Origin of the sequence: Paenibacillus gorillae, from assembly GCF_000513275.1 — a bacterium.
In the GTDB taxonomy this organism is placed as follows: domain Bacteria; phylum Bacillota; class Bacilli; order Paenibacillales; family Paenibacillaceae; genus Pristimantibacillus; species Pristimantibacillus gorillae.
Genome location: NZ_CBVJ010000023.1, coordinates 1 through 25,533, shown reverse-complemented (window position 1 = coordinate 25,533; position 25,533 = coordinate 1). Strand labels below are relative to the sequence as shown.

22 protein-coding genes and 1 pseudogene are annotated in these 25,533 nt (G+C 54.1%); 2 read left to right on the top strand and 21 right to left on the bottom strand.

Annotation, left to right across the window (positions count from 1 at the left end):
* Position 1: 1 nt before the first annotated feature.
* The 12 genes and pseudogenes from TY10_RS03740 to TY10_RS03690 all read right to left on the bottom strand — a co-directional run bounded on the left by TY10_RS03740 (position 2) and on the right by TY10_RS03690 (position 12,786).
* Complete coding sequence (locus TY10_RS03740; protein WP_042160726.1) at positions 2-1,105, bottom strand: nitric oxide synthase oxygenase; 1,104 nt, start codon at positions 1,103-1,105, stop codon at positions 2-4.
* Positions 1,092-1,928, bottom strand: coding sequence for an EcsC family protein (locus tag TY10_RS03735; protein ID WP_042160725.1), 837 nt, complete (start codon positions 1,926-1,928; stop codon positions 1,092-1,094). The genes TY10_RS03740 and TY10_RS03735 overlap by 14 nt, the downstream gene beginning before the upstream one ends.
* A gap of 87 nt (positions 1,929-2,015) precedes the next feature.
* Positions 2,016-2,702 carry a molybdate ABC transporter permease subunit gene (gene modB, locus TY10_RS03730; RefSeq protein WP_420329375.1) on the bottom strand — a complete coding sequence of 229 codons (687 nt, stop codon included), beginning with the start codon at positions 2,700-2,702 and terminating at the stop codon, positions 2,016-2,018.
* Positions 2,703-2,813: 111 nt separating this feature from the next.
* A complete protein-coding gene (locus tag TY10_RS03725; protein ID WP_042160721.1) occupies positions 2,814-3,275 on the bottom strand; it encodes a disulfide oxidoreductase in 462 nt (153 codons plus the stop codon).
* Positions 3,276-3,281: 6 nt separating this feature from the next.
* Positions 3,282-3,995, bottom strand: a complete 714-nt coding sequence (locus TY10_RS03720) for a DsbA family protein (protein WP_042160719.1) — start codon at positions 3,993-3,995, stop codon at positions 3,282-3,284.
* Between the two features lie 110 nt (positions 3,996-4,105).
* Positions 4,106-6,199: a HelD family protein gene (locus TY10_RS03715; RefSeq protein WP_042160717.1), complete on the bottom strand. Its 2,094-nt coding sequence runs from the start codon at positions 6,197-6,199 to the stop codon at positions 4,106-4,108.
* Between the two features lie 712 nt (positions 6,200-6,911).
* Positions 6,912-7,211, bottom strand: a complete 300-nt coding sequence (locus TY10_RS03710) for a DUF1294 domain-containing protein (RefSeq protein WP_042160715.1) — start codon at positions 7,209-7,211, stop codon at positions 6,912-6,914.
* A 13-nt stretch (positions 7,212-7,224) separates the two neighbouring features.
* Positions 7,225-9,750, bottom strand: coding sequence for an ATP-dependent helicase HrpB (hrpB, locus tag TY10_RS03705; protein ID WP_042160713.1), 2,526 nt, complete (start codon positions 9,748-9,750; stop codon positions 7,225-7,227).
* A 69-nt stretch (positions 9,751-9,819) separates the two neighbouring features.
* Positions 9,820-10,125 (bottom strand): hypothetical protein, encoded by a 306-nt coding sequence (locus tag TY10_RS29615; protein WP_155985678.1) that lies wholly within the window; start codon positions 10,123-10,125, stop codon positions 9,820-9,822.
* 44 nt (positions 10,126-10,169) lie between these two features.
* A complete protein-coding gene (locus TY10_RS29610) occupies positions 10,170-10,685 on the bottom strand; it encodes a hypothetical protein (protein ID WP_155985676.1) in 516 nt (171 codons plus the stop codon).
* 157 nt (positions 10,686-10,842) lie between these two features.
* Positions 10,843-11,794, bottom strand: a pseudogene (gene corA / locus TY10_RS03695) (magnesium/cobalt transporter CorA).
* Between the two features lie 38 nt (positions 11,795-11,832).
* Entirely contained in the window at positions 11,833-12,786 is a 954-nt protein-coding gene (locus tag TY10_RS03690) for a hypothetical protein (RefSeq protein WP_052350336.1), read from the bottom strand.
* A 160-nt stretch (positions 12,787-12,946) separates the two neighbouring features.
* Here TY10_RS03690 and gluQRS point away from each other — a divergent pair, with 160 nt between their 5' ends.
* On the top strand, positions 12,947-13,915 hold the full coding sequence (gene gluQRS, locus TY10_RS03685) for a tRNA glutamyl-Q(34) synthetase GluQRS (RefSeq protein WP_081735090.1): 969 nt from the start codon (positions 12,947-12,949) through the stop codon (positions 13,913-13,915).
* On the opposite strand, the gene mobB is transcribed toward gluQRS, so the two are convergent.
* Genes mobB through TY10_RS03660 form a run of 5 tightly spaced genes read right to left on the bottom strand, consistent with a single transcriptional unit; the run spans position 13,912 to position 20,671 of the window.
* Positions 13,912-14,433 (bottom strand): molybdopterin-guanine dinucleotide biosynthesis protein B, encoded by a 522-nt coding sequence (gene mobB / locus TY10_RS03680; protein WP_052350335.1) that lies wholly within the window; start codon positions 14,431-14,433, stop codon positions 13,912-13,914. The genes gluQRS and mobB overlap by 4 nt on opposite strands.
* Positions 14,434-15,066, bottom strand: a complete 633-nt coding sequence (gene mobA, locus TY10_RS03675; RefSeq protein ID WP_272945262.1) for a molybdenum cofactor guanylyltransferase — start codon at positions 15,064-15,066, stop codon at positions 14,434-14,436.
* A 4-nt stretch (positions 15,067-15,070) separates the two neighbouring features.
* A complete protein-coding gene (gene nasC, locus TY10_RS03670; RefSeq protein WP_420329374.1) occupies positions 15,071-17,239 on the bottom strand; it encodes an assimilatory nitrate reductase catalytic subunit NasC in 2,169 nt (722 codons plus the stop codon).
* A gap of 41 nt (positions 17,240-17,280) precedes the next feature.
* A complete protein-coding gene (nirB, locus tag TY10_RS03665; RefSeq protein ID WP_042160707.1) occupies positions 17,281-19,362 on the bottom strand; it encodes a nitrite reductase large subunit NirB in 2,082 nt (693 codons plus the stop codon).
* Positions 19,363-19,396: 34 nt separating this feature from the next.
* On the bottom strand, positions 19,397-20,671 hold the full coding sequence (locus TY10_RS03660) for a molybdopterin molybdotransferase MoeA (RefSeq protein ID WP_042160705.1): 1,275 nt from the start codon (positions 20,669-20,671) through the stop codon (positions 19,397-19,399).
* 512 nt (positions 20,672-21,183) lie between these two features.
* On the opposite strand from TY10_RS03660, the gene TY10_RS03655 reads away from it, so the two are divergent.
* The gene (locus TY10_RS03655) at positions 21,184-22,422 is read left to right on the top strand and encodes a nitrate/nitrite transporter (protein WP_042160777.1); all 1,239 of its coding nucleotides are present in this window, start codon (positions 21,184-21,186) and stop codon (positions 22,420-22,422) included.
* A gap of 94 nt (positions 22,423-22,516) precedes the next feature.
* Here TY10_RS03655 and TY10_RS03650 read toward each other — a convergent pair whose 3' ends face one another.
* The 4 genes from TY10_RS03650 to TY10_RS03635 form a co-directional block, all read right to left on the bottom strand.
* Positions 22,517-23,230, bottom strand: coding sequence for an adenosylcobinamide amidohydrolase (locus tag TY10_RS03650; protein WP_042160703.1), 714 nt, complete (start codon positions 23,228-23,230; stop codon positions 22,517-22,519).
* A complete protein-coding gene (gene cobD / locus TY10_RS03645) occupies positions 23,227-24,336 on the bottom strand; it encodes a threonine-phosphate decarboxylase CobD (RefSeq protein WP_042160701.1) in 1,110 nt (369 codons plus the stop codon). Before cobD ends, TY10_RS03650 begins: the two co-directional genes overlap by 4 nt.
* A gap of 18 nt (positions 24,337-24,354) precedes the next feature.
* The gene (gene cobS / locus TY10_RS03640) at positions 24,355-25,176 is read right to left on the bottom strand and encodes an adenosylcobinamide-GDP ribazoletransferase (RefSeq protein ID WP_042160699.1); all 822 of its coding nucleotides are present in this window, start codon (positions 25,174-25,176) and stop codon (positions 24,355-24,357) included.
* On the bottom strand, positions 25,158-25,533 hold a 376-nt coding region (locus tag TY10_RS03635; RefSeq protein ID WP_042160698.1), incomplete at its 5' end, for a cobalamin biosynthesis protein CobD/CbiB. The genes TY10_RS03635 and cobS, both read right to left, overlap by 19 nt.

Genomic DNA, 25,533 nt, shown 5'->3' with positions numbered 1-25,533 from the left:
ATTAACCCCCGGTATCATAAGCCGCTGCCTGATAGCTGTAGGTCGGCTTCAATTGTTTATCTTTAAAGCCCCGATGCCATATCGGGGTTGTGGACGGTGACAGCGGCGGAATAAGCCAGGACCATCTGCCCGTCACTTCGCGGCCGTTCGCCTCCTCTTGCTTCTCAAACCGCATAAACTGCTCTGCGGCCGTGTGATGATCCACAATGCTGACACCATGCTTTTTATAGGAATGGATAACGGCCGCATTCAGCTCTACTAAAGCCCGGTCCTTCCATAGCGACGTATTCGTCGTCGTATCCAGACCCATCACTTGCGCTAATTTCGGCAGCTGATTGTAGCGCTGCACATCAGCCAGGTTGCGTGCACCGATCTCCGTCCCCATATACCAGCCGTTGAATGGAGCAGCCGTATAGTTCAAGCCGCCGATTTCCAGCTTCATATCCGAAATGAACGGGACGGCATACCATTTCAATTGCAGCGCTTGAAAAGCCTCTCCAAGCTCCGGATGCTCAAGCGGAACCTCAAGCGCAATGCCTTCCGGCAACTCGTAAAGCTTTGGCTTGCGGTCATCAATCTGAATGACGAGCGGCAGCACATCAAACGGTGTCTGGAGGCCTTTCCAGCCAAGCTTCGTACAAACTTCTGTAAATGCAACGGAAGCCGGATCACCAATTACGCCTTGCTCTGTCTGATAGCCGGCATAACGGACGAGCTGATGATTCCATATGCGAATACGGCGGTTCGGCCGCTCAGGGGCAAATACGGTAATGGTTGAACGAACGCGTCCTCCGTTTGTGGCATATTTAATATGATTAAATATCGCCTCAGCAACCTCATCCTCTTGCTCTAGTTCCCTTGCGTCACGGACCTCTAATGATTGCCAGAACAGCCGCCCGATACAGCGGTTGCTGTTGCGCCAAGCCAGTCTGGCGCCATGCTGCAATTCTTCGTACGTATGTGTATAACTGCCGTCGCGCTCAATTAGCCGCTCAATCTCGGACAAGCGGAGCTTAGCTTCTTCTTCACTTTTTCCGAGCTCGGCATAACATTCTATAATAAATTGTTCCGCTTCCGACCATAGTGCAGCGCTAGATGCGATCATGCTGTTCCCTGCTCTCTTCAATCTTTTGCAATACTCTTCTTTTACGATACAGCATCTTTGCAGCCTCAGCTACGTCATTCAACATGCCTCTGTTGATAAACGCGCCAAACAGCATGCCTGCAACTGGAATCATCTGAAACAGCTTCTTCCAGCCGAAATTGTCACGATAGAGAGCGACGACTTCCTGCCAGCCTTGAAGCTGCGACATCATTTGCCTGTCTCCGTCACTCCCCTCGAATACCGCCAATTCATCTAAAATAGCCTTTTTGCCTACGATATCCGACGAGGCGAACTGCATGATTTTCACCGCAAATACCCGTTCCTCGCGGAGATTCGGATCATAGCCGTAACAGATGCCGATTTCCTGTATAATCTTCAGCGACAAACCCAATATAGCGGGAATGTCGAGGGCTAGTGTCAATAGTCCGCCAAAGCCGGTCGTCGCCCCTTGCACCGTTGCGAGCTTCGAACGGCTAGCGGACAGTTGGTCTGCCGTTACATCCATAACGCTAAGCGGCAATCTTGCGACGCCGTCCAGTTCAAATCTTTCTGTCCCATCAGGCATTTGCTTCTTCAATCGTTCCAGTACCGACTTCTCCGACAGCAGATAGCGGCCGCCGGTCTGGATGAACGCGCCAACCTCATTAACTGCTTCTCCGATTTTCTGCTGAATGATGGCAGGCGTCAATTTATCCAGCAGCATGAATGGCAACCGGCCCAGCTTCTCCCAAAACCATAAATCCTTCTGCGAGCTTTCCCATGCCTCAATCTCGCGCAGCGCATCGGCAAGCTGCTTCTCCGTATCCCTATGTTCCCTTATCATTCTGACGCCTCCCTTTGCTTGCAATACGAAATCAACGATCAAATGGGTGCATTCCGGGATACTGCAGTTGCAAAGACGCACGGTTGCTTACTTGTCTAATCGGTCACTTCTTCGTCCTGTCAAGTAAAGCATGACGAACGAAACCAAGACGATAGCTCCAGTCCATGCCCAGGCAAGTCCCATATTGCCGGATTCGACTGCTACATAAATAGCTGTCGGTGTCGTTTGCGTGACGCCCGGAATATTGCCGGCCACCATCAGCGTAGCGCCGAACTCTCCAAGGCTCCGGGCAAAGCCGAGTAAATAGGCTGTCATAAGCGAGCGGCTTGCCAGCGGCAAGGAAATATGGCGAAACACCTGCCATTCGCTCGCTCCCGCTGAACGCGCCGCTTCCACCAAATGCTTGTCTACCGCCGCAAAACCGTTTTTCATCGTCTGATAGACGAGCGGAAAAGCGACGATGACAGCTGCGATAACTGCAGCCATCCAAGTAAAGATAACCGGCTGCCCGAACAGCCATTCATACGCTTTGCCGGCCAAGCCTCTTCGCCCTATAACAACAAGCAGCAGAAATCCGACGACAGTCGGGGGCAGGACAAGCGGCAGCATGAATAACGTTTCCAGCCATAAAGCGCCCCGCAGCGGCTTTTTCGTCATAAGCCAGGCTACTAGCGTACCTAACGCAAGCACGATGACACTGGCAATCAGCGCAATGCGCAGAGATAGGAGGAGCGGCTCCGTCCATTGTTCCCAAGTCCAATCCGACAAACGTATTCACTCCGATAATTTATTAATAGAATAGGTCTATTATAGATGAAAAAAGCTCCGAACAGCCAGCATACCTGGCCCGTTCGGAGCTTTTTTCTGTTACATTTGAACATTTTGTTACTCTGCTGACTCCTGCTCATCTGCATCTTCTTGCAGTTGAGCTCTTTCACGCGCCAACAGCAAGAAAATCGTAATCAAGATGAAAGCGGCAAGCGCCATCAGCGGAATCGTAATGAAGCCCAGCCAATTGAGATAGTCTTGGTTGCATGGAATGCCGGAACGGCAAGGTGCAACCTCACCAAGCTTAGGAAACCAAATTTCGATGTTGTGATACAGGGAAATCAGTCCGCCAATCAAGCTGAGCGGCAGCGTGTACCAGACGATACGGCGGTCGCCGCGATAAGCTGCGATGCCTAGAATAATCGCTTGCGGATACATAAATATACGCTGGTACCAGCACAAATCGCATGGAATAAAGCCTTCGATTTCACTGAAATACAAGCTGCCTCCGGTCGCTACGAGCGATACCAGCCAAGCTAAGTACAGGCCGGTCCTTTGACTCCAAGATTCATATCTCAATGGATATTACCCCTTCAGCGTTTTTTCGATCGTCGCTTTAATCGATACGTAATCCATCGAACCGGTATACTTCTTGCCGTTGATGAACAGCGTCGGCGTGCCCGTTACGTTCAATGGACGAACAGAGTCATTATCCTTGTCCACTCTTTTTTGATAGGTCTTGTTGTCGATGTCGCTGCGCAGCTTATCGAAGTCGATCGGCAGGTTAGCGTCCTTCGCCAGTTGTACGAGATGATCCGGCGTTGCCCATTCAATTCGCTCGTCCTGCTGGTTGTCATACAACGTTTTGTAGTATGTCCAGTAAGCTTCCGGATTTTGCTGATGAACCGATTCAGCCGCCAGGGCTGCCGTCACCGAGTCCGGGCCGATGAACGTATAGTTTACGAAAGATAGCGAAGCTTTGCCTGTTTCGATAAAATCCTTCTCTAGCTGCGGTTTAATATTTTGCGCGAAAAATTGGCAGGATGGACATTTGTAGTCGCCGAATTCGACGAGTTTGACTGGTGCTTCCGCGCTTCCTTGCGTTGGCAATGAAGCATAATCGAAGCTAGCCGGTTTGCCTTGCTGGTTCAGGCCGATAATGATGACAGCAATAACGGCCACAAACGCCAGTGTCAGAAAAATAAGCGATTTGTTCGACCCTTTTCGCTGCGCCTCTTTAGATTGCTTATACGTGTTGGGGCGATTTTGCTTTTTTGGTTTCGGTTTACTCAATGCCATTCAATTCCTTCCTGGACATGGGATTATAGCGCTTTGTAGCAAGTTTAGTTACAAGTCACTTTAAAGTCAATATGCCTAAAGGAGTTGTCTTAATACTGTCAAATTTACTATTACGTTGTCAACTGCTCCGGAGCAATTAATGCCGTTAATTCTCCACTATGAATCAGCTTTAATTTGTGCAGTGCTCTCGTACAGCCGACATAGAGCAGTTTGGCATCATGATTCGCGTAGCTGTCCGCATCCGCATCTGCGATAAGTACGGCGTCAAACTCCAGCCCTTTTGACAAATAAACCGGTACAACTGACAGTCCGCCCCCGTATTCCGGCTGCTTGCTTCGCACTAGGGATGGCTCCAGTCCATCAGCTTTGAGCGCTTCATATATCCGCTCACACTGTTCCGCGGTTCTCCCGATGACGGATATCGTCTCGTAGAGGCCTGTGCTCTGCCATTCCCGGACCGTTGAGATGATGCCGGAAGCCCAGCCCTCAGGCTCGATGGCTTCAACAAGTACAGAATCGCCGCTGCGGAATACCGGTACTGCCGGTTTTACACCGCCGCCCATCGCGCCTAAAATCCGGTTGGCAAATTCGATAATTTCCATCGTCGAACGATAGCTCCGATTCAATTCGAAGTAGCCGGTACGCTCCTCGTCGAACAGCGCTGTAAGCTCCTTCCAGCTCTGGATGCCGGCATAGTCATGAATCCCCTGCTGCAAGTCGCCCAGCACCGTCATGGATGGCGACGTTTGGCAAAGTCGTAGAGCCTCCAACTGGAACGGTGAATAATCTTGTGCTTCATCAATGACGACATGGTCGTAGGCCGGCGTTTGCAAGCCGCGCAGTCGCAAGTGAATATACGCCAGAGGAGCCAGATCCTCGCCTTCCACTCTGCCTTCTTTTAGACGAGACCAGGTTGCAGCAGCTACGCCTTTCGGCAGCTCAGAGGAAGCCTGCTTGCCGTGGAATAGCGTCATATACAGCTGAGGAGCCGTATAGGAAGGAATTTTTTTCAGAAAAGCGTTCAGCTTAGCGGAAGCCTTCGCCCGAATTTTTTTATCCGTGATGCCGCGGGTTTTTAGCTCCGACTCAAACCAGCGGCGAATACGGCTCGCCAGCCGGTCGCGTTTCTTCATCAGCGTCTCTTCGCCGTAATCTGTGTCGTACCACTCCTGCATCTGCTCGGGCTTAAGTACCAGTCCCGGAAGCGGTTCGAACGGAATGACCGGTACGATGCGGGCTGCCGTCTCGGCAATGCGCTGATCCACGATCGCTTTGAACGCCAGCGAACCCTTCAGCCTGCCGGAAGAATTCGCAGCCTCCTCCGCCGTACGGTGCTGCTCGAACCAATAATTGAGCGTATCCTCCGTGCTTGCGAGCGACACCTCAAGCTCCAGAAGCTCAAGCGCCCAGTCCGCGAACGTCGTCTGCTGAATATCGCCTACGCCAAGCTCCGGCAGCACGCCGGAAATATAGTCAAGAAACATCCGGTTCGGCGCGAATATAATCATTCGCTCGGCACGCATCCGATCTGCATATTGATAGAGAAGGAATGCAAGCCTGTGCAGCGCCACCGTCGTCTTACCGCTGCCCGCCACACCTTGAATAAACAGCGCCTTTGCCCGCTCCGAACGGATAATTTGATCCTGCTCGTGCTGGATGGTGGAGACGATGTCGCGAAGCTTATTATCCTTATTCTCGCCTAACCGGTAGAGCAGAAACTCATCGGTAACGGCGTCATCCTCTTGTCCGCGCGTATAGCTGTCCACCATGCGCACTAACTCCCCGTGCCGGACCATCAGGTTGCGTTTCAAATGCACGTAGCCTTCAATTTCGCCCTCCGGCGATTCGTAGGCAGCCATATCCTCTCCACCCGTAAAAGAATAGAAAAGGCTGGCTACAGGAGCCCGCCAATCGATGACGATCAGCTCATCCTTGTTGCTCTGTTTCGCCACGCCGGCTTTACCGATATAGAGCGGCTTGCTTGCCTCCGCCTGTGTCTCCTGAAAATCGATGCGTCCGAAATAAGGCTCCCGCTGTGCGATCTCCAGCCTTTGCTTGCGCTCTTCGCGCTGCAGGTCGAGCATTTGCTCCGTGAAGTCATGGCCTGTGTATCGCGGACCGATCTCATTCAACTGCGCGACGATCTCATTCATCGACATCGCGAGCCGGTCCTTCTCTTCTTGATAGGCACTTTGAACCGTCATGTGTCAGTTACCTCCTAAGGTTGATTACTCTCTCAAACGCAAAGATCGCCGTCTGAACGACGGCGAGTATGTTTGCGATGGATAAAATATGGATTACAACTATACCATTATTACAGGCCCAATGGCAATCCAATTCTCAGTGTGCTCCTGTACTTGGGGCTATTGGGTCGACTCGATTGGACTCGTAGCAACTGGTCGAGCAAGTATTCCAAGCATTATAGGGGTATCACGCTCTGCAGGGCCGCAGCCTTGCCCGGAATGTTCGGGGTGCCGTGGCGTGAGCTCCCAGTTGGCCTAACATTCACCATTCGGAGCAACAAAATGTAAAAGTACATTTTGTTACGGGTAAAATAGCCCATTTAGCCCGTCAAAATGCAAAAGTGCAGTTTGATCGTGCTTTTTGAGCCCATTTTGACCATTTGAGGCTATTTCACCTGCACTTTTACATTTTGATGGCGATTTAGGCGAGTTTAGACAGAATCAAAATGCACTTTTACATTTTGATTCGGCTGTCATTACGTTTGCTCTTGCTTTTACTCTTGATGAGAGGGGGCGGACCGTGATACTACACCGTGGTGGCTCTCATGCTGGAACTCTGCAAATTAACAATTACACCTCCCGCCATCATGACGCCAAGCCCCTCATACTTCAAACATCTGAACATAGAGCTGTGTCTACGGTGCGAAGAAGGTCGGCTCCTGCTAAACGTACACTAGAACGGAAGAACCAACTTCCCTAGCAAGTGTAAAACAACATAAACCGCTATCAGGTTCCACAGAATCAGCAGCGGCATACCAACCATGAACGACCGGTGCTTCGTCTTATGACGATACGCCTGCATCCCAATCCAAGCGCCAGCCGCTCCTCCTAGGGCCGCGAAGACAAATAACCGTTTTTCAGGTACGCGTCTTTGCTTTTTGCGGGCAGCATGTTTATCCGCTCCCATGAGGGCAAACGCAACTACATTAACGACAACCAAATAGCTCCATAACCACTCTACTGGAATGCTCATGCACTTCCTTCCTTTACTGCCCCCGCGGCTTCGCCCGATTAGTAGGCTGCGCGGCATAGGGATCGTCCGGCCAATAGTGCTTCGGATATCTTCCTTTTAGATCTTTTTTCACTTCGAAATAAGCGCCGCTCCAAAAGCTGCCTAAATCCCGAGTCACCTGAACCGGCCGCTGGGAAGGGGAAAGCAGATGAATCGTAAGCGGCAGCTTGCCGCCAGCCAGCATCGGCGTTTCCCGCAAGCCGAACAGCTCCTGCAGCCGAACAGCAATGAATGGCGCTTCGGGATCGCTATAATCTACAGGAATACGCGAGCCGCTCGGCACGGTAATATGAGTTGGCACCATCTCATCGAGCTGTTGGCACTGCTGCCAGCTGTACACTGATTGCAGCACTTGAAACATATTCAGCCGCTGCAGATCGTTGCGATTTTTCATTCCGGTCAAATGCGGCAGCAGCCAATCCTCAAGAGTCGCAAGCAGCGTCTCCTCCGAAACATCCGGCCAGTCCTTGTTCCTCCCTGACATCAGTCGCATTCGTGCGAGCAGCTGCAACGACTGCTTGCTCATCTGGAGCAGCCCTAGCCCTGATTGCCGGATACCATCCAGCAGCGCCCTTGCCACTTGCTCGGGATCAGGCTTCGGCTGTGGGCCCTCCTTCAAGACAATAGCACCCAGCCGCTGCCGCCGGCGCGCCCTGACAGCTCCAGCGGCAGAGTCCCACTCCACCGAATCCTGTACGTCAATTTGCTCGCCTGCTGCCAGCTGAAGCTGTTCCGCTTGAAGCATAGTTGCCAGCCGAATCCGGCTTTCTGTACCGGAATCATCCAGCTCGGCTGCGACTAAATACGCAGCCCGCGATAACGGCTGAAGCTCAGGAAGCGCAGCTCCCCGGCCGTTCGCCAGCAAGTAGCGGCCGTCGTTCCGCCGCTGGGCAATCCGGTCAGGGAAAGCGAAAGCTAGCAGCAAGCCGAAAGGCTCACCTTCTGTCGTCTGCTCCCGCTGTTCCGCTTCTTTCCCGCCGCCGGCCTCCTCTCCATCAGCTGTATCCAGCATCCGCATCCACTGTGCCGCTTGCGCTTTCATCCGCTGAACAGCGCCGCGGTCTGCGGCACCAGCGCCTCTGCCCTTAAGCGCATCGACCCGCAGCATCAGGTCGACATTGCGCTCCTGCGGCAGCAAATCACGTTCGCTGAGCAGCGCAGCCAATTCGCTGGCAGTTTCCGCCAATCCAAGCCGCTTCGCCCGGAGCAGCATATAGCCCAGTCGAGGATGCAAACCCAGTCTGGCCATACGCCTGCCCCAGCTTGTTGGCTTGCCGGAAGCATCGATGGCGCGCAGCAGCTTCAAGAGCTCCGTCGCATGCTCGAACGCCGCTTGCGGCGGCTCGTCCAGCCAGCGGAGCTCGGATGGCTGCTGAATGCCCCATACGGCGAGCTCCAGCGCCAGCTGCGTCAAATCCGCTTCTGCAAGCTCAGGCGTGCTCTGCTCCGGCAAATAGCGCTGCTCCTGTTCCGTCCATAGCCGGTAACAAACGCCAGGCGCCAGCCGGCCTGCACGGCCTCTCCGCTGATCGGCTGACGCTTGTGACACCTGAATCGTCTCAAGCCTTGACATCCCGGTTCGCGGCGAGAAACGCGGAACCCGCATAAGCCCGCTGTCCACGACGATACGAACCCCTTCCACAGTCAAGCTCGATTCTGCAATCGACGTAGCAAGCACAACCTTCCGCTCTCCCGGCTTACATGGTGCTATCGCTTCATCCTGCATTTCAAGCGGCATATTGCCGTGAAGTTCCGTTATCCTTACTGCCCAGTCCGCATTAACGCCAGCCTGTGCAAGTAAGGAGGCTGTCCGTCTAATTTCTCCTACACCGGGAAGAAAAGCCAAGACGTCTCCCTCGCTGTCTCGCATAGCCTGTTCAATAAGAACGGCCATATTGGCCTCCAGCTTGCCCTCCGGCCGCGACGAAAGATAGACTGTATTCACCGGATAGGCCCGGCCTTTGCTGGTGATAACCGGCGCTTCGTCCAGCAGTGCGGCTACGGCTGCCGTATCTAGCGTCGCGGACATGACGAGCAGGCGCAGATCATCCCGAAGCAGCGCCTGCGTCTGCAGGCATAACGCCAGCCCCAAATCACCATGCAGATGCCTCTCGTGAAATTCGTCGAACAACACCGCCCCAACCTGCTCCAATGCTTGATCCTCTTGCAGCATCCGCGTGAGAATGCCTTCGGTAACGACTTCGATGCGGGTCGAACGGCTCACCTTCGTATCGAGCCGCACCCGATAGCCGACCGTTGCCCCCACCGGCTCGCCCAGCATATCCGCCATATATTTAGCTGCGGAACGAGCTGCCAGCCGTCTCGGCTCCAGCATAATAATTTTGCGCCCTTGCAGCCACGGCTCGTCCAGCAGTGCAAGCGGCACTCTCGTCGTCTTGCCCGCGCCGGGTTCCGCTGTCAGCACAACACCGGTATTTGTCCGAAGCGCTGCCAGTAGTTCTGGCAGCACTTCATCGATGGGCAATGATGGTTTTAACATGTAGATAGCCTCCAAGCCAATAATTAACGCAATTAATAATTAATGATGTATCTCCTGATGTATGGCCGGCTATTTTACGATTCGCATCATTTGTACAACTGGCCGATTGTCCCCAGCCAGCTGCGCCTCCCCGCTTCGCAGCTGCGATGAGCCGTCGCCGTCTAGAAAAATACCATCAACGAGCTTTCCTCCCCCGACCAGTTCCGTAACCGCTTCACGGAATTGACTCAGCGTCCCTTTCGTCTTGCTTACAACTAGATACAGCGTTCCACTTTCGTCGTAGACAGCTCCAGAGCGCAATCGAAGATCATCCGGGAAAGGAGCCTGCTCCCTTTCTGTCTGCGCCCTCCATTCCGCGTCATGACCAAGACTCATGCTTATGCCGCCCTGCGCCCAAAAACGCGTATGGTCCATTACCTTCAATTCCGATGCCTTGCCGGCAACCTGAACTGACAGCTTATTGGCCGCCCCGTCCCATACCAGCGTGCCGCGAGCATATTTGATATTTTCATTGCCTGAGCCATAATCGCTAATGGCTCCATTGACTGGCAAACTATTAACGATGGCGATGCTAAGTAAAGCCTTATCGTAGAAAAACCGCCGTTAATGCCGTAAAACGGCGAGATCGATACATTGTTATGGATTGCCGTCAAGGTGACGTTAGAAGGTTTAGTCGCCAGCACATGGAGCTCCATGCCCCCGGCTGACGTCGCCGTAGCGTAAGTATAGCTGCTAGGAAAATCCTCCATCCGATCACTTTTCGCCTGCAGCGCAGTCATCATGACGAAGAACAAAATGCCAGCTCCAACAATGACAGCTGCCATTACAGCTACTACGGCAGCTGTCTTTTTACCGCCAAGCTTATCGTTCGGCGGCGTTTTAACCGCACCCTGACCCTGTCCAGTCTCTATATTATTGTTCTTGCTTGTCATCATTGCGTTCCCCTTTGCCCCTTCTCTCTTTCAGCCATTCACAAACCGTCTCCCTGCATCACGCCGAGTCCGCCGAATTGCCGAAGCAAGGCGGTCACTGCAAGCTCCGCCAGGATGCAGCCTGTCAATCACGTCTATCTCGTCTGTCTCGTCTATCCCCTCAATCAAACCAGCCTTTGCGCCGGAACCAGACGTACATGCCCAGCCCGATGACGAACATGATGCCTAGCAGTAAAAAAGTATCCCCAGCTCCAATTCAACTCTGGCATATTATGAAAGTTCATCCCGTAGATGCCCGCCAAAAAGGTGAGCGGCATAAAAATCGTCGTAATCACCGTCAGCGTCTTCATAATCGAATTCATCCGGTTGGAATTGTACGACATATAGCTGTCCCGCAAATCCGCCGTCATCTCACGGCAGGCGTCGGTCATTTCGGCGAGCTTCAGCAAATGATCATAAATGTCGTGATAAAACGCCACGTACTGGTCGAGACCGTCGATCCGCTCCGTATTGATAATCCGGTACAGCAGCTCCCGCATCGGGAGAATTGTTTTACGCAATCGGAGCAGTCGGGAACGGATACTGAAAATATCCTCGATCGCGGTCTGGTTCTTGTCATTGCCGCCTCCTACCTCCATGTCCAGCACCTGCTCCTCCAGCTCCTGAACGGCAGGGAAGTACTGATCGACCAGCTTGTCGATCACCATATAAGCGGCGAATAGAGACCAATTCTGCTTCGTGACCGGTACCTTAGCGATTTTGGCCCGCGCCTCCTGAATTTCCTCAGAGGGCTGATAATGATACGTAACCAGAAAATTTTTCCCGATAAACATATTGACCTCGTAAATCGCCAAAGTGCGGGGATCAATCGAATGCAGCACCAAAAAATGCAGCGGATCATAATGATCCAGCTTCGGCCGCTGCAGCAGATGGAAGCAATCCTCGATTGCCAGCGGGTGAAAATGGAAATAGGAAGAGAGCAAGGCGGATTCCTCCTCGCTCGGCTCGCTAAAATCTGCCCAAAACCATTCCAGCCCGGCTGTCGCCAGCTGGCCGATCGTCAGATCTTCTCTCCATTGTCCGTCTTTCGTCAATCCCGTAATCCTTATCAAATCGAACAACCTCCTGTGCGGAGCGCCTTGAAAGCCCGTTAACCCGCAAACTGCCGGATCAGCCGGTCGCGCTCCTCTTTCAACGATGCATGCGGCCCTGCGGCCTGTCCGCTTTCCTTCTCCAGCGTCTTCAACAGCATTCTGGCTTTGTGAAGCTGGTTCTCGGCCTGCGACAGCGATTCTTTTATTTTACCTTGTACAATCCAATCTGCAATCAATCCGTCGAAAAAATAATCGGCAAACGTCGACATCCCGCCGATCTCCACCGCCAAATCCGACTGAAGATTGACATCCTTCAGCTCTTCCTTCAGCCGTTTCACCAAATGGCGGGCGGTATTGATTGCAACCTTGGCATCATCAATTTTGGAATGTTTAATAGAGGTGCTGATCAGCCCTCCGCCAAGCATATCATATGTACCCCAGTTCGCCGCAGAATCCAGCTTGTTCACAGCCTCCTCCAGCGAGAGCACAAGCTGGCGGCAAGCTGCAGCCGCTTCATACCATTCCTTGTCCTGCAGCTGCGCTTCCGCAAGCCGCTCGTCAAGCTCACCTAGCTGCCGTGCAAACTCGGCATCGTAATGAACGATCCATTGCTCTTTTTGGCGCATCAAGCTTGTATATTCCTCATCGGCCCCCCGGAGCGATGCCAGCTTATCGCCTGCCTCGACGAGTTCCTCCTTGAGCGTATCCACTTCCAACTTTGCCTGTTGAAGCTTTAACGATACGGCCAGCGCCTCTTGACGCTCTGTCTCGAGCTGCTCCTCTTTGCTTCTCAGCAGCGTATGGAACAAGTTCGTCCAAGACAGCTTAAGCAGCCGGTCGACATCTTCCTGCTCTTTATCCAGTTTAACCTCCAGCTCGACGATGCGTTTCAGCTCCGCATTAACCTGCGTTTGCAGCTGCTCGCGGCGGCGTTCCAGCTGCCTTTGCGTCGAGACGCGCTCCCGGTTTTCCTCCAGCAATCGATTCCAATTTGCAATGGCCTCGTTCATATTCGCATTGTCCCCTTTACCCTTTATCTTTTCGTTCTAATTGTTCATACGCAGCATTCCTCTATTAGACTTCAAACGGGCGGAAATGGTTGCGTTCGCGGAATTAGACATGCTATCGTTTGTAAAATAGAGAATGCGTTGCAGAAAAGGAGATTTGTCTATGATTCGCGGACGATTCGCCCCGACGCCGTCAGGGCTTATGCATATCGGAAATATATGGGCGGCGCTGCTCGCCTGGCTGCAGACCAGACATGCGAACGGCCAATTCGTGCTGCGAATGGAGGATATCGATAAGCCGCGCTGCCGGCCTGAGCTGGCGGAGCAGGCGCTTGCCGACCTTCGCTGGCTGGGGATCGACTGGGATGAGGGGCCCGATATTGGAGGACCGTTCGCTCCTTATACACAAAGCGAGCGTGATGAATGGTATGCTGCGGCGCTCGACCGCCTAGAGCAGAACGGCCTCCTATACCCGTGCTTCTGCAGCCGCGCCGAGCTGCTCGCTGTTGCCAGCGCGCCTCATGGTCTTAGCGAGGAAGGTCCTGCCTACGGAGGAACCTGTCGCTGTCTGTCGCCCGAAGAGCAAAAAAAGCGAAAGGCCATTAAGGCGCCTTCGCTTCGGTTCCGGATTGGAGAGGACCATTCCTCCATATCTTTTCATGATGAGGCTGCCGGCAAGCAAACCTTCGCGGCGGATGCAGGGGGCGACTTCGTCGTTCGCCGGGCGGACGGCATCGTCAGCTATCAGCTCGCCGTCGTGGTGGACGACGCCGCAATGGGCATTACCGATGTTTTACGCGGCTATGACCTGCTGGATTCCACCCCCAGGCAGCTGATGCTGTACGAGGCGCTTTCGCTTCCTGCCCCGCGCTTCGCCCATGTCCCGCTGCTGATGGGAGAAGACGGCAAACGCCTTGCCAAGCGCCACGGCGACACGTCGATCGCCGGCTTGCGGGCAGCAGGCGTCGCTCCCGCTCATATTATCGGCTGGCTCGCCCGGCTGGCTGGACAAACAGACGTCTTCAAGCCTCTGTCGGCCGCTGAGCTCGTTCAAGGCTTTCGGCTCGACCTCGTTCCGACCGAGCCGTTTATTATCGACAGCACCGCGATGAAGCAGCTTATGCGAATTTAGCTTGAGCTTACAGCGCAGACATATCCGGCAATATGAGCCGCTATCGCTTTCGTATCATTTAATGGATAGATGAGCATGTCCTCCGGCACAATCATCTCATTCCTGAACTTCCAAGCCTCTGGCCAGAAGACGACTGCCGTTACCGCCGAAAGCTGCCGAACCAAATTCCAGTCTTCCTCGTTACGAACAATCACAAGCTTGGGATACAACTCCTGCTTATAACCCTCCACTAGTACAAGCTCGACGGGCGGCGTCTCGGCGATAAGCTCGCCGAGAGCTGTCGCTCCGTCCCATACAACTGCTGTCCGTTCGCGGGAGGAAATGGCCGACCAGACCGCTCCCGCCTCCCGCAGGAGACGCGTATCGCAGCCCGGCGGATCGGCTTCAAAATCATGTCCGTCATGCTTGATCACAGCTGTGCTTATGCCATCTTCGACAAACCTCGCAATGAGAGCGCATAGAAGTGTCGTTTTCCCCGTGCTTTTTATAGCCAACGACTTGAAAGACCGCTTTATCACTCATCGGCAGACACCTTCCATCCCCGTCCCCATTTCGTTCTCTAGCATTAGAGCCTGGGTGTAATCCGCCGGTGTGTTCATATTAAAGGCGAAGCGAATATCATGCCCGGCGTCAACAAAATCCGTTTCCTTGAGAATCTCAACATCGATTAGGTGGAACAGACTCATCATGCCGCGGCTTCCATCCTCCAAGCAAGTGGCGGCGGCCGATGCGCAGGCAGGACGATATATCGCCTGCAGCGGATGAAGCTTCCCCCCGATTTCCGGAACGACAGCCATGCTCCCGCTCCGTTGGAGCCGCTGCTGCATCCAGACGGCCGCCTCTGCCGATAGAAACGGCATATCACATGCGGTCACCCATTGCAGCCTTTCGGAGTTGGACTGCTCCAAGGCTAGATGCAGAGCAGCAAGCGGCCCCTGCTGCGGCTGTCTATCGACAAGCGTATGAATGGCGGCTCCCGCGAAAGCCTGCGCCTGCTTGGATGTCCCGGCGACAACAGTCAAGGTGCCGCATACCGGCGACATTCGAGAGAGAAGCCGTTCCAGCATCCGGCTTCCGCCAAATGGAAGCAGTGCTTTTGGCTTTCCGTTCATTCTTCTGCTTTGTCCCCCAGCGAGTATAATCCCATCCATTCCTTTATGTGGACACGCCCCATTCATCAGCTTCCCCCTCCTCGCTCTCCGGCTCATAGAACGGACTTATTTGTACGGCGCTCACTTTGAAATCCGGCATTTTGCAAAAAGGATCCAGCGACGGGCTCGTAACCCGGTTCACATTTTGTACGTCACCCCAATGCATCGGAACGAAAACGGTATCCTTGCGGATACGGGCTGACAGTCTGCTGCGGACGATCACTGTGCCACGGCTTGACTGGATGCTGACAAGCGTACCGTCTTCAATACGATGCCGCTCCGCCGTCTCCGGATGGATTTCCATAAAATTCTCAATTTCTTTCGCTGCGAGCGCCGGACTGCGGCGGGTTTGTGCGCCGGTCAAATAATGCGACAGCACGCGGCCGTTGGTCAACAACAGCGGATAAGCGCCCGTTGTCGCTTCCCCTTCTGACTGCGATGGCACCGGCTGAAACACGGCACGACCGTCAGCATGCGCAAAGGACTGCTCGAACAGCCGATTCGTACCGGGATGATCCTTCTCCGGACAGGGCCAATACACACCCTCTTCCTGCAGCAGCCTTTCATACGTGATCCCATAATAGTCGGCAATACCGCCCCGGCTGGCCTCACGCAGCTCTTCGAATATTTGCTCCGATTCGTCGAAAGTAAAATAGCTGGCCCTCCCCAGCCTGGCGGAAAGACTGCACAACAGCTGCCAGTCATGAACCGCCTCCCCAGGTGCCTCCCTTGCCGCTTGCCTGAGCAATACGCGGCCTTCCAGATTAGTCATCGTGCCCGTATTTTCAAGATAAGCCGTTACCGGCAATACGACATCCGCCAATTGAGCCGTCTCCGAAAGAAACATATCGGCAACCACGAGAAAATCCAGCCCTTCTATCGCCTCCTCCACGAGCGGCGCATTCGGGTTGGACATGATCGGATTCGAGCCCATGACGAACATCGCCTTAATTTCCTTCCGGTGAATCAGCTCCATCATCTCGTAAGCTGATACACCTTTGCCGGGAAGCTCTTCCGGGTTGATTTTCCATACTCCCGCTATATAAGCACGGTCCTGCTCATTATCGATCAGACGATAGCCGGGAAGCTGATCCGCCTTCTGTCCATGCTCCCGGCCGCCTTGGCCGTTCCCTTGACCCGTTACCGCCCCATAACCGCAGCCGGGTTTGCCGATTTTTCCCGTTGCAAGGACAAGGTTCAAAAAATTGCGTACGGCCAAATGTCCATTCGCATGCTGCTCTACACCCCGTGCCGTAAAAACCATCCCCGTCTTCGCCCTGCCATAGGCAAGAGCCGCCTCAATGATCCGATCACGATCAACGCCCGTCAACGCCGTGATCTCCTCAAGCTTCATCTCGTCAAGCGTGCTTTTCAGTTCCTCATAACCCTTCGTTCTGCCCTCTACGAAGCTTGCATCAGTTAATCCCTCATCTACGATTATCTTCAGCATTCCGTTGACCAAAGCTGCATCTGCGCCCGGCCGTACCTGCAAATGCAAATCCGCCATCTCGGCCGTAGCCGTAACCCTGGGATCAATCACAATAATAAAGGCGCCCGTTTCCTTAGCCCTCGTAAAATAAGGCATAAGCGTCGGCTGGCACTCTGCGATATTCGTTCCCGCCAGTATGATGCATTCAGCCAGCGCGATATCTGACAGCGGATTCGTTAAGCCGCGATCGATGCCGAATGTCTTGCTGCCAGCGGAAGCTGCGGCGGACATGCAAAAACGGCCGTTATAGTCGATGTAGCGAGTACGTAAGCCTATCCGGGCAAATTTGCCCAGCAAATAGGCAGTCTCGTTCGTTAACGAGCCCCCTCCGTATACCGATACAGAGTCACGGCCGTGATTGCTTTGGATGGCAGCGATTCGGCCTGCAACCTCATTCAGCGCTTCCTCCCATGAGACGCGGGTCAATACACCATCCTGGCGCAGCATCGGATAAAGCAGCCGCTCCCGGCTCGTCGCATGCTGGTGGGCATTCATCCCCTTCACGCATAATCTTCCCTCGGATGCTGCATTCGGAATACCTGACACCGTGTAGGCGGCGCGGCCCGTTCTCTCATCGACCTTTTCTTCGACAGCCATTTTGCATTGCACGCTGCAAAACGGACACTGCGTCAGCATTTTTATCGCCGGTGCTGTATCACGTTCTGTCCCCCTGTTATTCGCTATCGTCGTCAATGTCTTCACCCTCCATTTCTCTAACGCAAAGCTCAGCTATTCGCAGATACAGGCAGAGGCAGCCGTGCACCCGACAATCTCGCATACAGCTGTTCGCACTCTTCTCCGTCGAGCACAGCTTCTCTTATACGCTGCAAGCCGTAGCGGTCGAGCCATTTCCAAGGCCGCTCTCCGTAATGCGCTGTCTCGCGATAGATCTGCACGCAGCCTAACATCGTCAGAATTGCCGCAGCGCCAGTCGCTTCGATGCTAAGAAGCGTGCCTTGCTTGACTGGATTTTCCCCGTACCCGCCAACATATATTTCCCAGCCGGCAGGCACGCCCCGAATGCCAAAATCATGTACCATGACCCCTGCTGGAAAGGCAGGACCTGCCGATATCGCAATTTGAACCTCGGCCGGCATTGGAATTCCCCTCAGCCCCTCCTCAAGCGCATTCCCAATCGGGGTATGATCTCTGGAAAAGCCTGCTTTGGAGCTGCCTGAAGGTCCCCAAAGCGTATGAGCATTACGTCCGGACCTCTTCTCGGCATAATATCGCAGCGTACGGCGGCAAATGCTGCACCCTTCCGCATTCAGCCAGCCGAGCGACCTCATCGCCGCTGCCCAGTCATGGTGGCCCTGTTTCTCCACTGCTTCTTTCACCGCCGAATGATCAAGCGGCGTACAATCGCATATCGGCGGTCCCGCCTTAATCCGTTCGCCGCCTCCGGCAACGGCGTAATCCAGCAGCAGCTTGACGACCGGCTTGCAGCCTCCGCAGGACCCGGAAGCCTTCGTCTTTTCCCGCACCTGCTCTACCGTCTTCAGCCCAAATGAGCAGACTGCCTCGACGATAACGCCTTTGCTAACGCCATTACAGGCGCAGACCGTCTCTCCCTCCGGCATGGCCGCCGCCTTGTCCAGCCCGCTTTGCTCTGTCCCCGAGCTGGATTCCAACGGCTGCAGATCCTGAACAGATGCCGATCTTTTCACCAAATCGAGCAGCTTCATCCCCTCGGTGCTGTCTCCGTAGAGCACGGCGCCAGCAACCTTGCCATCGCGCATTGTTATTTTTTGATACGTTTTATTCAGCCCGTTATAACGCTGCAAAGCGGTCTCGGCTTCCTCCTCCCGGATCAATCCCACCGAAAACACCTCAACGCCAGCCACCTTCAGCTGTGCATAGGGTACAGAGCCCTCATAAGGCTTCGTTGCTGCCTTACACAAACGCGCCGCCAACACCTTGCCCTGTTCATACAACGGCGCAACCAGCCCGTAAACCGTGCTGCGATGCTCCGCGCATTCTCCAACCGCATAGACATCAGGTACGCTCGTCTCCAAGTAATCGTTGACGATAATCGCGCGATTGACGGTTATACCGCTCGCTTCCGCTGCCAATATATTGGGACTGATTCCGATCGCCAGTACAATTAAATCAGCAGCCAAGCGGCCGCCATCCGTAAACTGGAGCCCCTCAGCGCGCTTTCGTCCGATAATCCGCTCGGTTCGTTTACCCAGCAGAAACCGCATACCCTGCTCTGTCAATTCCTGCTGCAGCAGCTCAGCGGCAGCCGTGTCGAGCTGACGATTCATTAAATAGGAGGCATTGTGGACGACAGTCACTTCCATGCCCAAATTCAGCAGGCCGCGCGCTGCCTCCAGCCCGAGAAGTCCGCCTCCGATGACGGCTGCGCGCTTATATTTCGCCGCTGCGCGAAGCATAGTCCGGCAATCCGCAAGCGTTCGAAAGGCCGTTACCCCTTCTTTGTCGATACCCGGCAGCTGCGGCATAAAGGCAGATGAGCCGGTAGCAAAAATCAGCTTATCGTAAGGCAGAGTCAGCCCGGAATTCGTGACGACGAGACGATTAGCCGTATCGGCTTTAACCGCCGTTTCGCCTGCGAACAAACGAATGCCCCGCTCCTTGTACCAGTCCCAGTCATTCAGCGTAATCCGGTCAATATGCGCATCGCCCTGCAGCACTTTCGAGAGCTCGATCCGGTTATAGTTGGGATGAGGCTCATTGCCGATAATCGCAATATCAAACGCATCAGGCGCTTGATCATGAATATGCTCCACACACTTGACGCCGGCCATCCCGTTGCCGATTACGACGAGTTTTTCTTTTCCCATCGCCAGCCTCCCTTTCTGTAGAAATAAACACTGGCTAAGTCAGCTGGATGAAGCGGACCGCCTCTCCCGCCCCAGCCCCTCTTCCCCCGGCCGGTATTACGGCAAGAGCGGTGGCCTCGGCGAATGCCGCAATATTGCCGGAGCGGTCATTCGTAAGCGGAGCTACCCGCCATTGCCCGCCGGCATAGCAGGTCGTTGCCCGAATAAACCGGGGATACGGGCAGGGCTTCGTTATGGGAGCCTCCAGAATACCTTCCAGCCAAACACTCTTATAGCCGGATTGGCCGGACAGCTTCATGAGCACCGGCTTCACGAGCAGCTCAAGCGCAGAATAGCAGGCGGATGGATTGCCGGACAGACAGATCAGCAGCTTCTCTCCCTTCCTGTAAGATGAGGTCGGCGTTCCAGGCCGCATCAGCACTTTCGTAAAGAGAGGCTCCCAGCCGCACCGAATCGCAGCTCTTCCGGCATAATCATAATCCCCGACCGATATGCCCCCTGTCGTCACAATCAGTTCGGCTTGTTCCTGCGCTGCATGCAAGGCCGCTTCAATAGCTTCAAGCCGGTCCGCAATAGGTGCATGAAGCATCGTGTCAGCCCCCGCCATTCTTGCAAAGGCGTTCACGGTTATGCCATTAGCGTCGTAAATATGATGAGGCAGCAGCGGCTGTCCGGCCGTGAGCAATTCGTCGCCAATCGGCAGCACGGCAACGACGGGCTTCGGATAGACGAAGGCCGCCGAATGGCCGTAAGATGCCAAAATCGCTGTCTCCCTTAAGCCAACCGGCTTTCCTTTCTTCAACAATACGGTTTGGGCTGGCACATCCTCGCCCGCTTCTGCTATATGGGTTCCGGCCAAAGCCGGCCGGTCGATTTCCATCCATTTTTGGCCGTCCCGCTTCACAAAGGGCTTTGCCATTTCCTGCACGACAACAGCATCAAAGCCGTCTGGAACCGGCGCTCCAGTAAATATCCGCATAACACTTTGAACTGGCATCGACTTGCCTTCGGCATCCTGACGATGTCCGCCCGCCCGGGTTTCCCCGGCGACTGGAAAGACCGCTTTGTTCACTGGCGATGCCGCAGCCGTCCATTCTGATGAAACGGCATAGCCATCCATAGCGGATCTGCGGAAAGGCGGCATCGGAAAAGGCGTAACGAAATCTTCCGCCAATATACGATGCATGGCCTGCTGAAGCTCTACCTGCTGCTTTCCCTTAGGAAAAGGAAGCTTCTCGCAGAGCAGAACGACCGCTTCTTCTACCGAAACGTGCAGCTTTGGATCCGTATTAATTCGAACTGCCGGCATTGCTTTCCCCTCCTCATCCCCGACTGGCATTCCTAATTAAAACAGAAAAAACCCGTCCCATACGAAGGGAACGGGCTTCATTGCCGGTCTTGCGCCACATCGTTGTGGCACTGTTATTGAATTGATTTGAGCATATCTGAATCCGCAAGTAATGTCAATAATATTAACATAATAAACCGATATCTTTTTATAGAACTATTTTACGTAAGGTATATTGACACCGACTTAACGTTTATTTTATAATTCGGTTGGGGTTCACAACGACGTGACCGCTTATAATCGGAGCATAGCGCATATGCTTCCGTTGGCAATGAGGCCGCTATTTTGTCTTTCCGGACAAAATGCGGCCTTTTTTATTGCGGACTTTACCGGCGATGGCATGAATGCCCGCTCGGGCCCCCGCGCCGCGAACACAATCGAATAAACGTTTAACCAACCTGTCTTGCTTCCCGGGCAAGCAAGACGGTACCGAAAAACAAAAGAAAAGAGTAATGGAGGGAGTTTTGGAGATGATGGGGAACAAAACCTTTTGGCAAAGCGGACATAAACCATCCTTGTTCAGCGCATTTCTGTACTTTGATATCAGCTTTATGATTTGGATTTTGATCGGGCCGCTGGCCGTCGTCATTATGGCCGATTACCCGATGGATGCCGCGCAAAAAGCAAACTTAGTCGCATTGCCTATTCTCGGCGGCTCGATTTTACGACTGGTACTCGGCTTCCTGACCGATTACATTGGACCCAAGAGAACGGGACAGATCGGTATGCTTGTGACGATGATTCCGCTAATTTGGGGCTGGCAGTTCGTCAACTCGCTTGCCGAGCTTCATATAGTCGCTATTCTGCTAGGTGTTGCCGGCGCTTCCTTCGCCGCCGCCCTCCCGCTCGCAAGCCGCTGGTACCCGCCGCAATATCAAGGGCTGGCGATGGGCATTGCCGGCGCAGGCAACAGCGGCACTGTGCTGACAACGCTGTTTGCCAACCGGATCGCACAGCATTTTGGCAGCTGGGAAGTCGTATTCGGCTTGGCGCTTATTCCAATCACGCTTGTTTTTATTATTTTTACGATATTCGCCAAAGAAAGCCCCAATCAGCCCGCTCCGAAAAAACTGGGGCATTACGGCCGTATTTTAAAGCAAAAAGATGCTTGGCTGTTTTGCGGATTGTACAGCGTGACGTTCGGCGGGTTCGTTGGCTTATCCAACTATTTGACGATTTTCTTCAATACGCAGTACGGGCTATCCGCTGTGCAAGCCGCCGACTTTACAACAATTTGCGTTGTAGCAGGCAGTTTGTTCCGGCCGCTTGGCGGTTATTTGTCGGATAAAATAGGCGGCATCCGGATGCTCATGCTGCTTTACGGAGGAGCAGGCATCATGCTGGCCACCATATCTTCGATCCCTCCGCTTTACACGGTCGCCGTCCTGCTGTTCTTCGGCATGATGTGCCTCGGTGCAGGCAACGGCTCCGTCTTTCAGCTCGTTCCACAGCGGTTTGGTGAAGACATTGGCATCGTTACGGGTATTGTTGGCGCGGCAGGAGGTATCGGCGGTTATTTGCTCCCTCTTATCTTGGGCGGTCTCTATCAATCGACCGGCTCCTATGCGCCAGGATTTCTCATTTTAAGCGGCATCGCCTTATGCTGCGTCATTCTGATTGCGGTTGTGCAAGGCCAATGGAAAAAGACTTGGGTTGGACAAGGCGGCAAAGCCCGGCTTGACATCCGGGAGTCTCTTCAAGCCGATGCCTAGCACAAGCTGGCATTCACAATTTACTTTCTGACAAGGAAAGGGCTGCATCTATCGACCATTACCGGTACGATAGATGCAGCCCTTTTACATTTCCTTATTTCTCATGCTGCGTCCGGCTCGATTCATACACCGTCTCATAGACAAGACGGCCAATTGCGTTGCCGATCGTCGTTGCGGCGCCTGCATAGGCATGCACTGCGTTGCCATATCCTTGCCCGCTGACGCCGATAACGATCGCATCCGTTGTCGTGCCGGTAGCCGTCAATCCGCTCTCTGGATCGATAATGTTGAGATCCTGCAGAGCAGCGGCTTTCGCTTCTGACGCCTGAATAACGGCATTGATCAAAGCTGCGTCCGTCATTCGGCCTTCGATCAGAACAATTGTATTAATCGTACCAGGTGTATAGGCGGAGAATGTCTCCCGTACCAGTCCTGCACGCGCACTGTTGCTAGTGCCGGAAGTCGTAAAACAGACCACCTTGAAGCAGTCCCCCTCCTCTTCGGCCACAGAAACATGCGTCAGCTTGGCTGCAGTCATCAAGCACACCGTCCGGTTCGGATCATACCCCCACTTGCCCAGCCGCCCGCTGGCATCTGATGCCGGGTCCTCACATTCATAAGGAACGGGAACCATCCAATTGACGACGGTGCCGGCAGCCGCAAAACCGCCGAGATGGACAGCACTGCTGACTGTACGAAGCTCCGTTGGAGCGGAGACGACGATACGATCCCCATCCAGCAGCTCGGCTGTAACGCCGCTCCACACGCCAGATTCATAATGTGTTGAATGGCGAAAGGGCTGTGTCATTCGGCTTCCCCCTCCTCAGTGCTGCGGGTATGCAGCGTATTCATCGCTTGTTCCAGCTGCTCCAGCAGCTGTTCATTCTGAGAGCGAAGCTTAATCGCGAAACGGCAGTACTGCTTATTCAAACCGGTAAAATGCGAGGCATCGCGAATTAATATACCACGATTCCCCATTTCCTTCTGCAGGGCGGCTGCCGTTAGCCCTTGCTTCTCAGGCAGTCTGACCAGCACATAATTCGCCGCTCCAGGAAACACCTCTAATCCGTTGTCCCGAAGCTGGTCAACAAACCAGCGGCTTTCCTCCTGCAGCCAGCCAATCGTTCTTGCGGCAAATTCCGTCTCATCCAAAACCGCCTCGCCAATCAGCTGAGCCAGTGAATTCACGCTCCACGGCACTTGAAGCTCGCGCAATCCGGCGATTTTGACTGGCTCACCGACCATGTAACCTAGACGAATCCCGGGAATTGCATAAAATTTCGTCATGGAACGAATCACGAACAACCGCTCGTTCTCGGCGGCTTCATGCAGCAGCGAGTATTTATTTTCCTCCGGAACAAAGTCCATAAAGGCTTCATCGACAACAACAGTTGCCCCGCGGCGCAGCAGCATCCGGATCAAGTCAGGACGGACAAGCTTCCCTGTCGGATTGTTCGGTGATCCAAGCATGAAAAAATCAGCCGCCTGCGAATGCTCCAAGGCGCTTTCCGTTAACTCAAATTGATCGCTATCGGCAAGCGGGATGGACACCGTTCCGCCTCCAATTTTATGAACGGCATCGCCGTATTCCGTAAATGAAGGACAAACCAGTCCGGTAATGACAGGATTATGATACCTCACGACAAGATCGATCAGCTCCGCCGCGCCATTGCCGATCAGAATGGACTGCTCGTCCACGCCGTGCAGCCGGGCAAGCTTCGTCCTCAGCCCTCGTACGGCCGGATCGGGATAACGGTCTATTTCTTCTGCGTAAGCAGCCAGCACTCGCCGCACGGCGGGAGGAGGGCCAAATGGATTCATATTGGAGCTGTAGTCGAGAAATCGGCCAGCGGGCAGTCCGTATGATTCCTCGGCTGTCCGCAAATCGCCCCCGTGTCCGTATCTTTCAAGCATTACGCTTCACCTCAACCTTTATTTCAACAACAGCAGCACCCCAAGAAGCAGTACGGCTTCAACCGCTTCATTCATCGCCCCGTATGTATCGCCGGTCAAACCGCCAAGCTTCCGGTTCAGCCATGCGGCAATTGCCGAGCCGACCAAAGCAGCCAAAATCGCGGCACCCGCGCACCAAGCCGCTGCCGGCCATGCGTCAACTCCGCCGGCCAGCATGCAGCCCATCGTCAGTGCAGCAGCAAGGACGAAACCGGCTGAAGCCTGGCCGAATCTGGCTGAGCTGAACATTGCTCCGATCCCTTCGCCTTTCCTAGCGCTTGGCCAGCCCACGATTGCGACGGACATCCACCAGCGGCTCCATACCGGTACGATGACAATAAGCGCCAATAGCTTCCACTGCGGCAAATCTCCAGCTGCAACAAGTGCAAACAGCTCGCTCAAGACCGCGAACTTGAATAATAACAGCAGAACAGCAGCTATAACGCCCATGGCGCCAACCCGGCTGTCCTTCATAATCTCCAGCATCCGCTCGCGGGATCGGTAGCTGAACACTCCATCTGCCGTATCCATCCAGCCGTCGAGATGAAGCCCTCCGCTCATGATCGTCCAAGCAGCAAGCACAATGACAGCTGCCGGCAGAGCGGGCATGAACCATTCAAGCCCGCCAAAGACAGCTGCAGTAACTGCTCCGACAATTATGCCTGCGGCCGGAAAGTAAATCAGGCTTCGGGACAGCACCTTCGCTTCAAACGGCACCTGAACAGGAACCGGAACCCGGGTTAAAAACTGGATGGCCGCTATGAAGGCTTGACCATGCAAAATCAATGAACGAAACACCATAATGTCAACACTCCAACTAGAATTAGGATGCTTGTCAAATAGAGCAATCGCGTCGCTCGGCGAATATCGGCCGCTTCCAGCTTGCGCAGCGGCCAGCCCATTCTGGCTCGTTCACTTGGCTGGCCGAAATAATAATTCAAGCCGCCGAGCTGTATGCCGAGTGCCCCGGCCACCACAGATTCCGGAATGCCGCTGTTCGGACTCGGGTGAAGCTTGGCGAACCTTCGCATGGACTGCCAAGCCTTTGCAGCAGACATTCCCGGATGCAGCAGCGCTGAAAGCGACAATAAAAGGCCGGTTAGACGAGCTGGTATGTAATTCAGCAGGTCGTCGGTTCGAGCGGAGCACCAGCCGAAA

Bases quoted from the DNA above. Each gene is read 5' to 3' on its own strand.
- TY10_RS03660 (WP_042160705.1), bottom strand. From the start codon at position 20,671: ATGCCGGCAGTTCGAATTAATACGGATCCAAAGCTGCACGTTTCGGTA.
- mobA (WP_272945262.1), bottom strand. From the start codon at position 15,066: ATGGATGGGATTATACTCGCTGGGGGACAAAGCAGAAGAATGAACGGA.
- gluQRS (WP_081735090.1), top strand. From the start codon at position 12,947: ATGATTCGCGGACGATTCGCCCCGACGCCGTCAGGGCTTATGCATATC.
- nirB (WP_042160707.1), bottom strand. From the start codon at position 19,362: ATGGGAAAAGAAAAACTCGTCGTAATCGGCAACGGGATGGCCGGCGTC.
- TY10_RS03740 (WP_042160726.1), bottom strand. From the start codon at position 1,105: ATGATCGCATCTAGCGCTGCACTATGGTCGGAAGCGGAACAATTTATT.
- cobD (WP_042160701.1), bottom strand. From the start codon at position 24,336: ATGCTTGAAAGATACGGACACGGGGGCGATTTGCGGACAGCCGAGGAA.
- TY10_RS03720 (WP_042160719.1), bottom strand. From the start codon at position 3,995: ATGGCATTGAGTAAACCGAAACCAAAAAAGCAAAATCGCCCCAACACG.
- TY10_RS03710 (WP_042160715.1), bottom strand. From the start codon at position 7,211: ATGAGCATTCCAGTAGAGTGGTTATGGAGCTATTTGGTTGTCGTTAAT.
- cobS (WP_042160699.1), bottom strand. From the start codon at position 25,176: ATGGTGTTTCGTTCATTGATTTTGCATGGTCAAGCCTTCATAGCGGCC.
- TY10_RS03690 (WP_052350336.1), bottom strand. From the start codon at position 12,786: ATGAACGAGGCCATTGCAAATTGGAATCGATTGCTGGAGGAAAACCGG.
- TY10_RS03735 (WP_042160725.1), bottom strand. From the start codon at position 1,928: ATGATAAGGGAACATAGGGATACGGAGAAGCAGCTTGCCGATGCGCTG.
- TY10_RS29610 (WP_155985676.1), bottom strand. From the start codon at position 10,685: ATGATGACAAGCAAGAACAATAATATAGAGACTGGACAGGGTCAGGGT.
- TY10_RS03715 (WP_042160717.1), bottom strand. From the start codon at position 6,199: ATGACGGTTCAAAGTGCCTATCAAGAAGAGAAGGACCGGCTCGCGATG.
- TY10_RS29615 (WP_155985678.1), bottom strand. From the start codon at position 10,125: ATGAGTCTTGGTCATGACGCGGAATGGAGGGCGCAGACAGAAAGGGAG.
- TY10_RS03655 (WP_042160777.1), top strand. From the start codon at position 21,184: ATGGGGAACAAAACCTTTTGGCAAAGCGGACATAAACCATCCTTGTTC.
- TY10_RS03650 (WP_042160703.1), bottom strand. From the start codon at position 23,230: ATGACACAGCCCTTTCGCCATTCAACACATTATGAATCTGGCGTGTGG.
- hrpB (WP_042160713.1), bottom strand. From the start codon at position 9,750: ATGTTAAAACCATCATTGCCCATCGATGAAGTGCTGCCAGAACTACTG.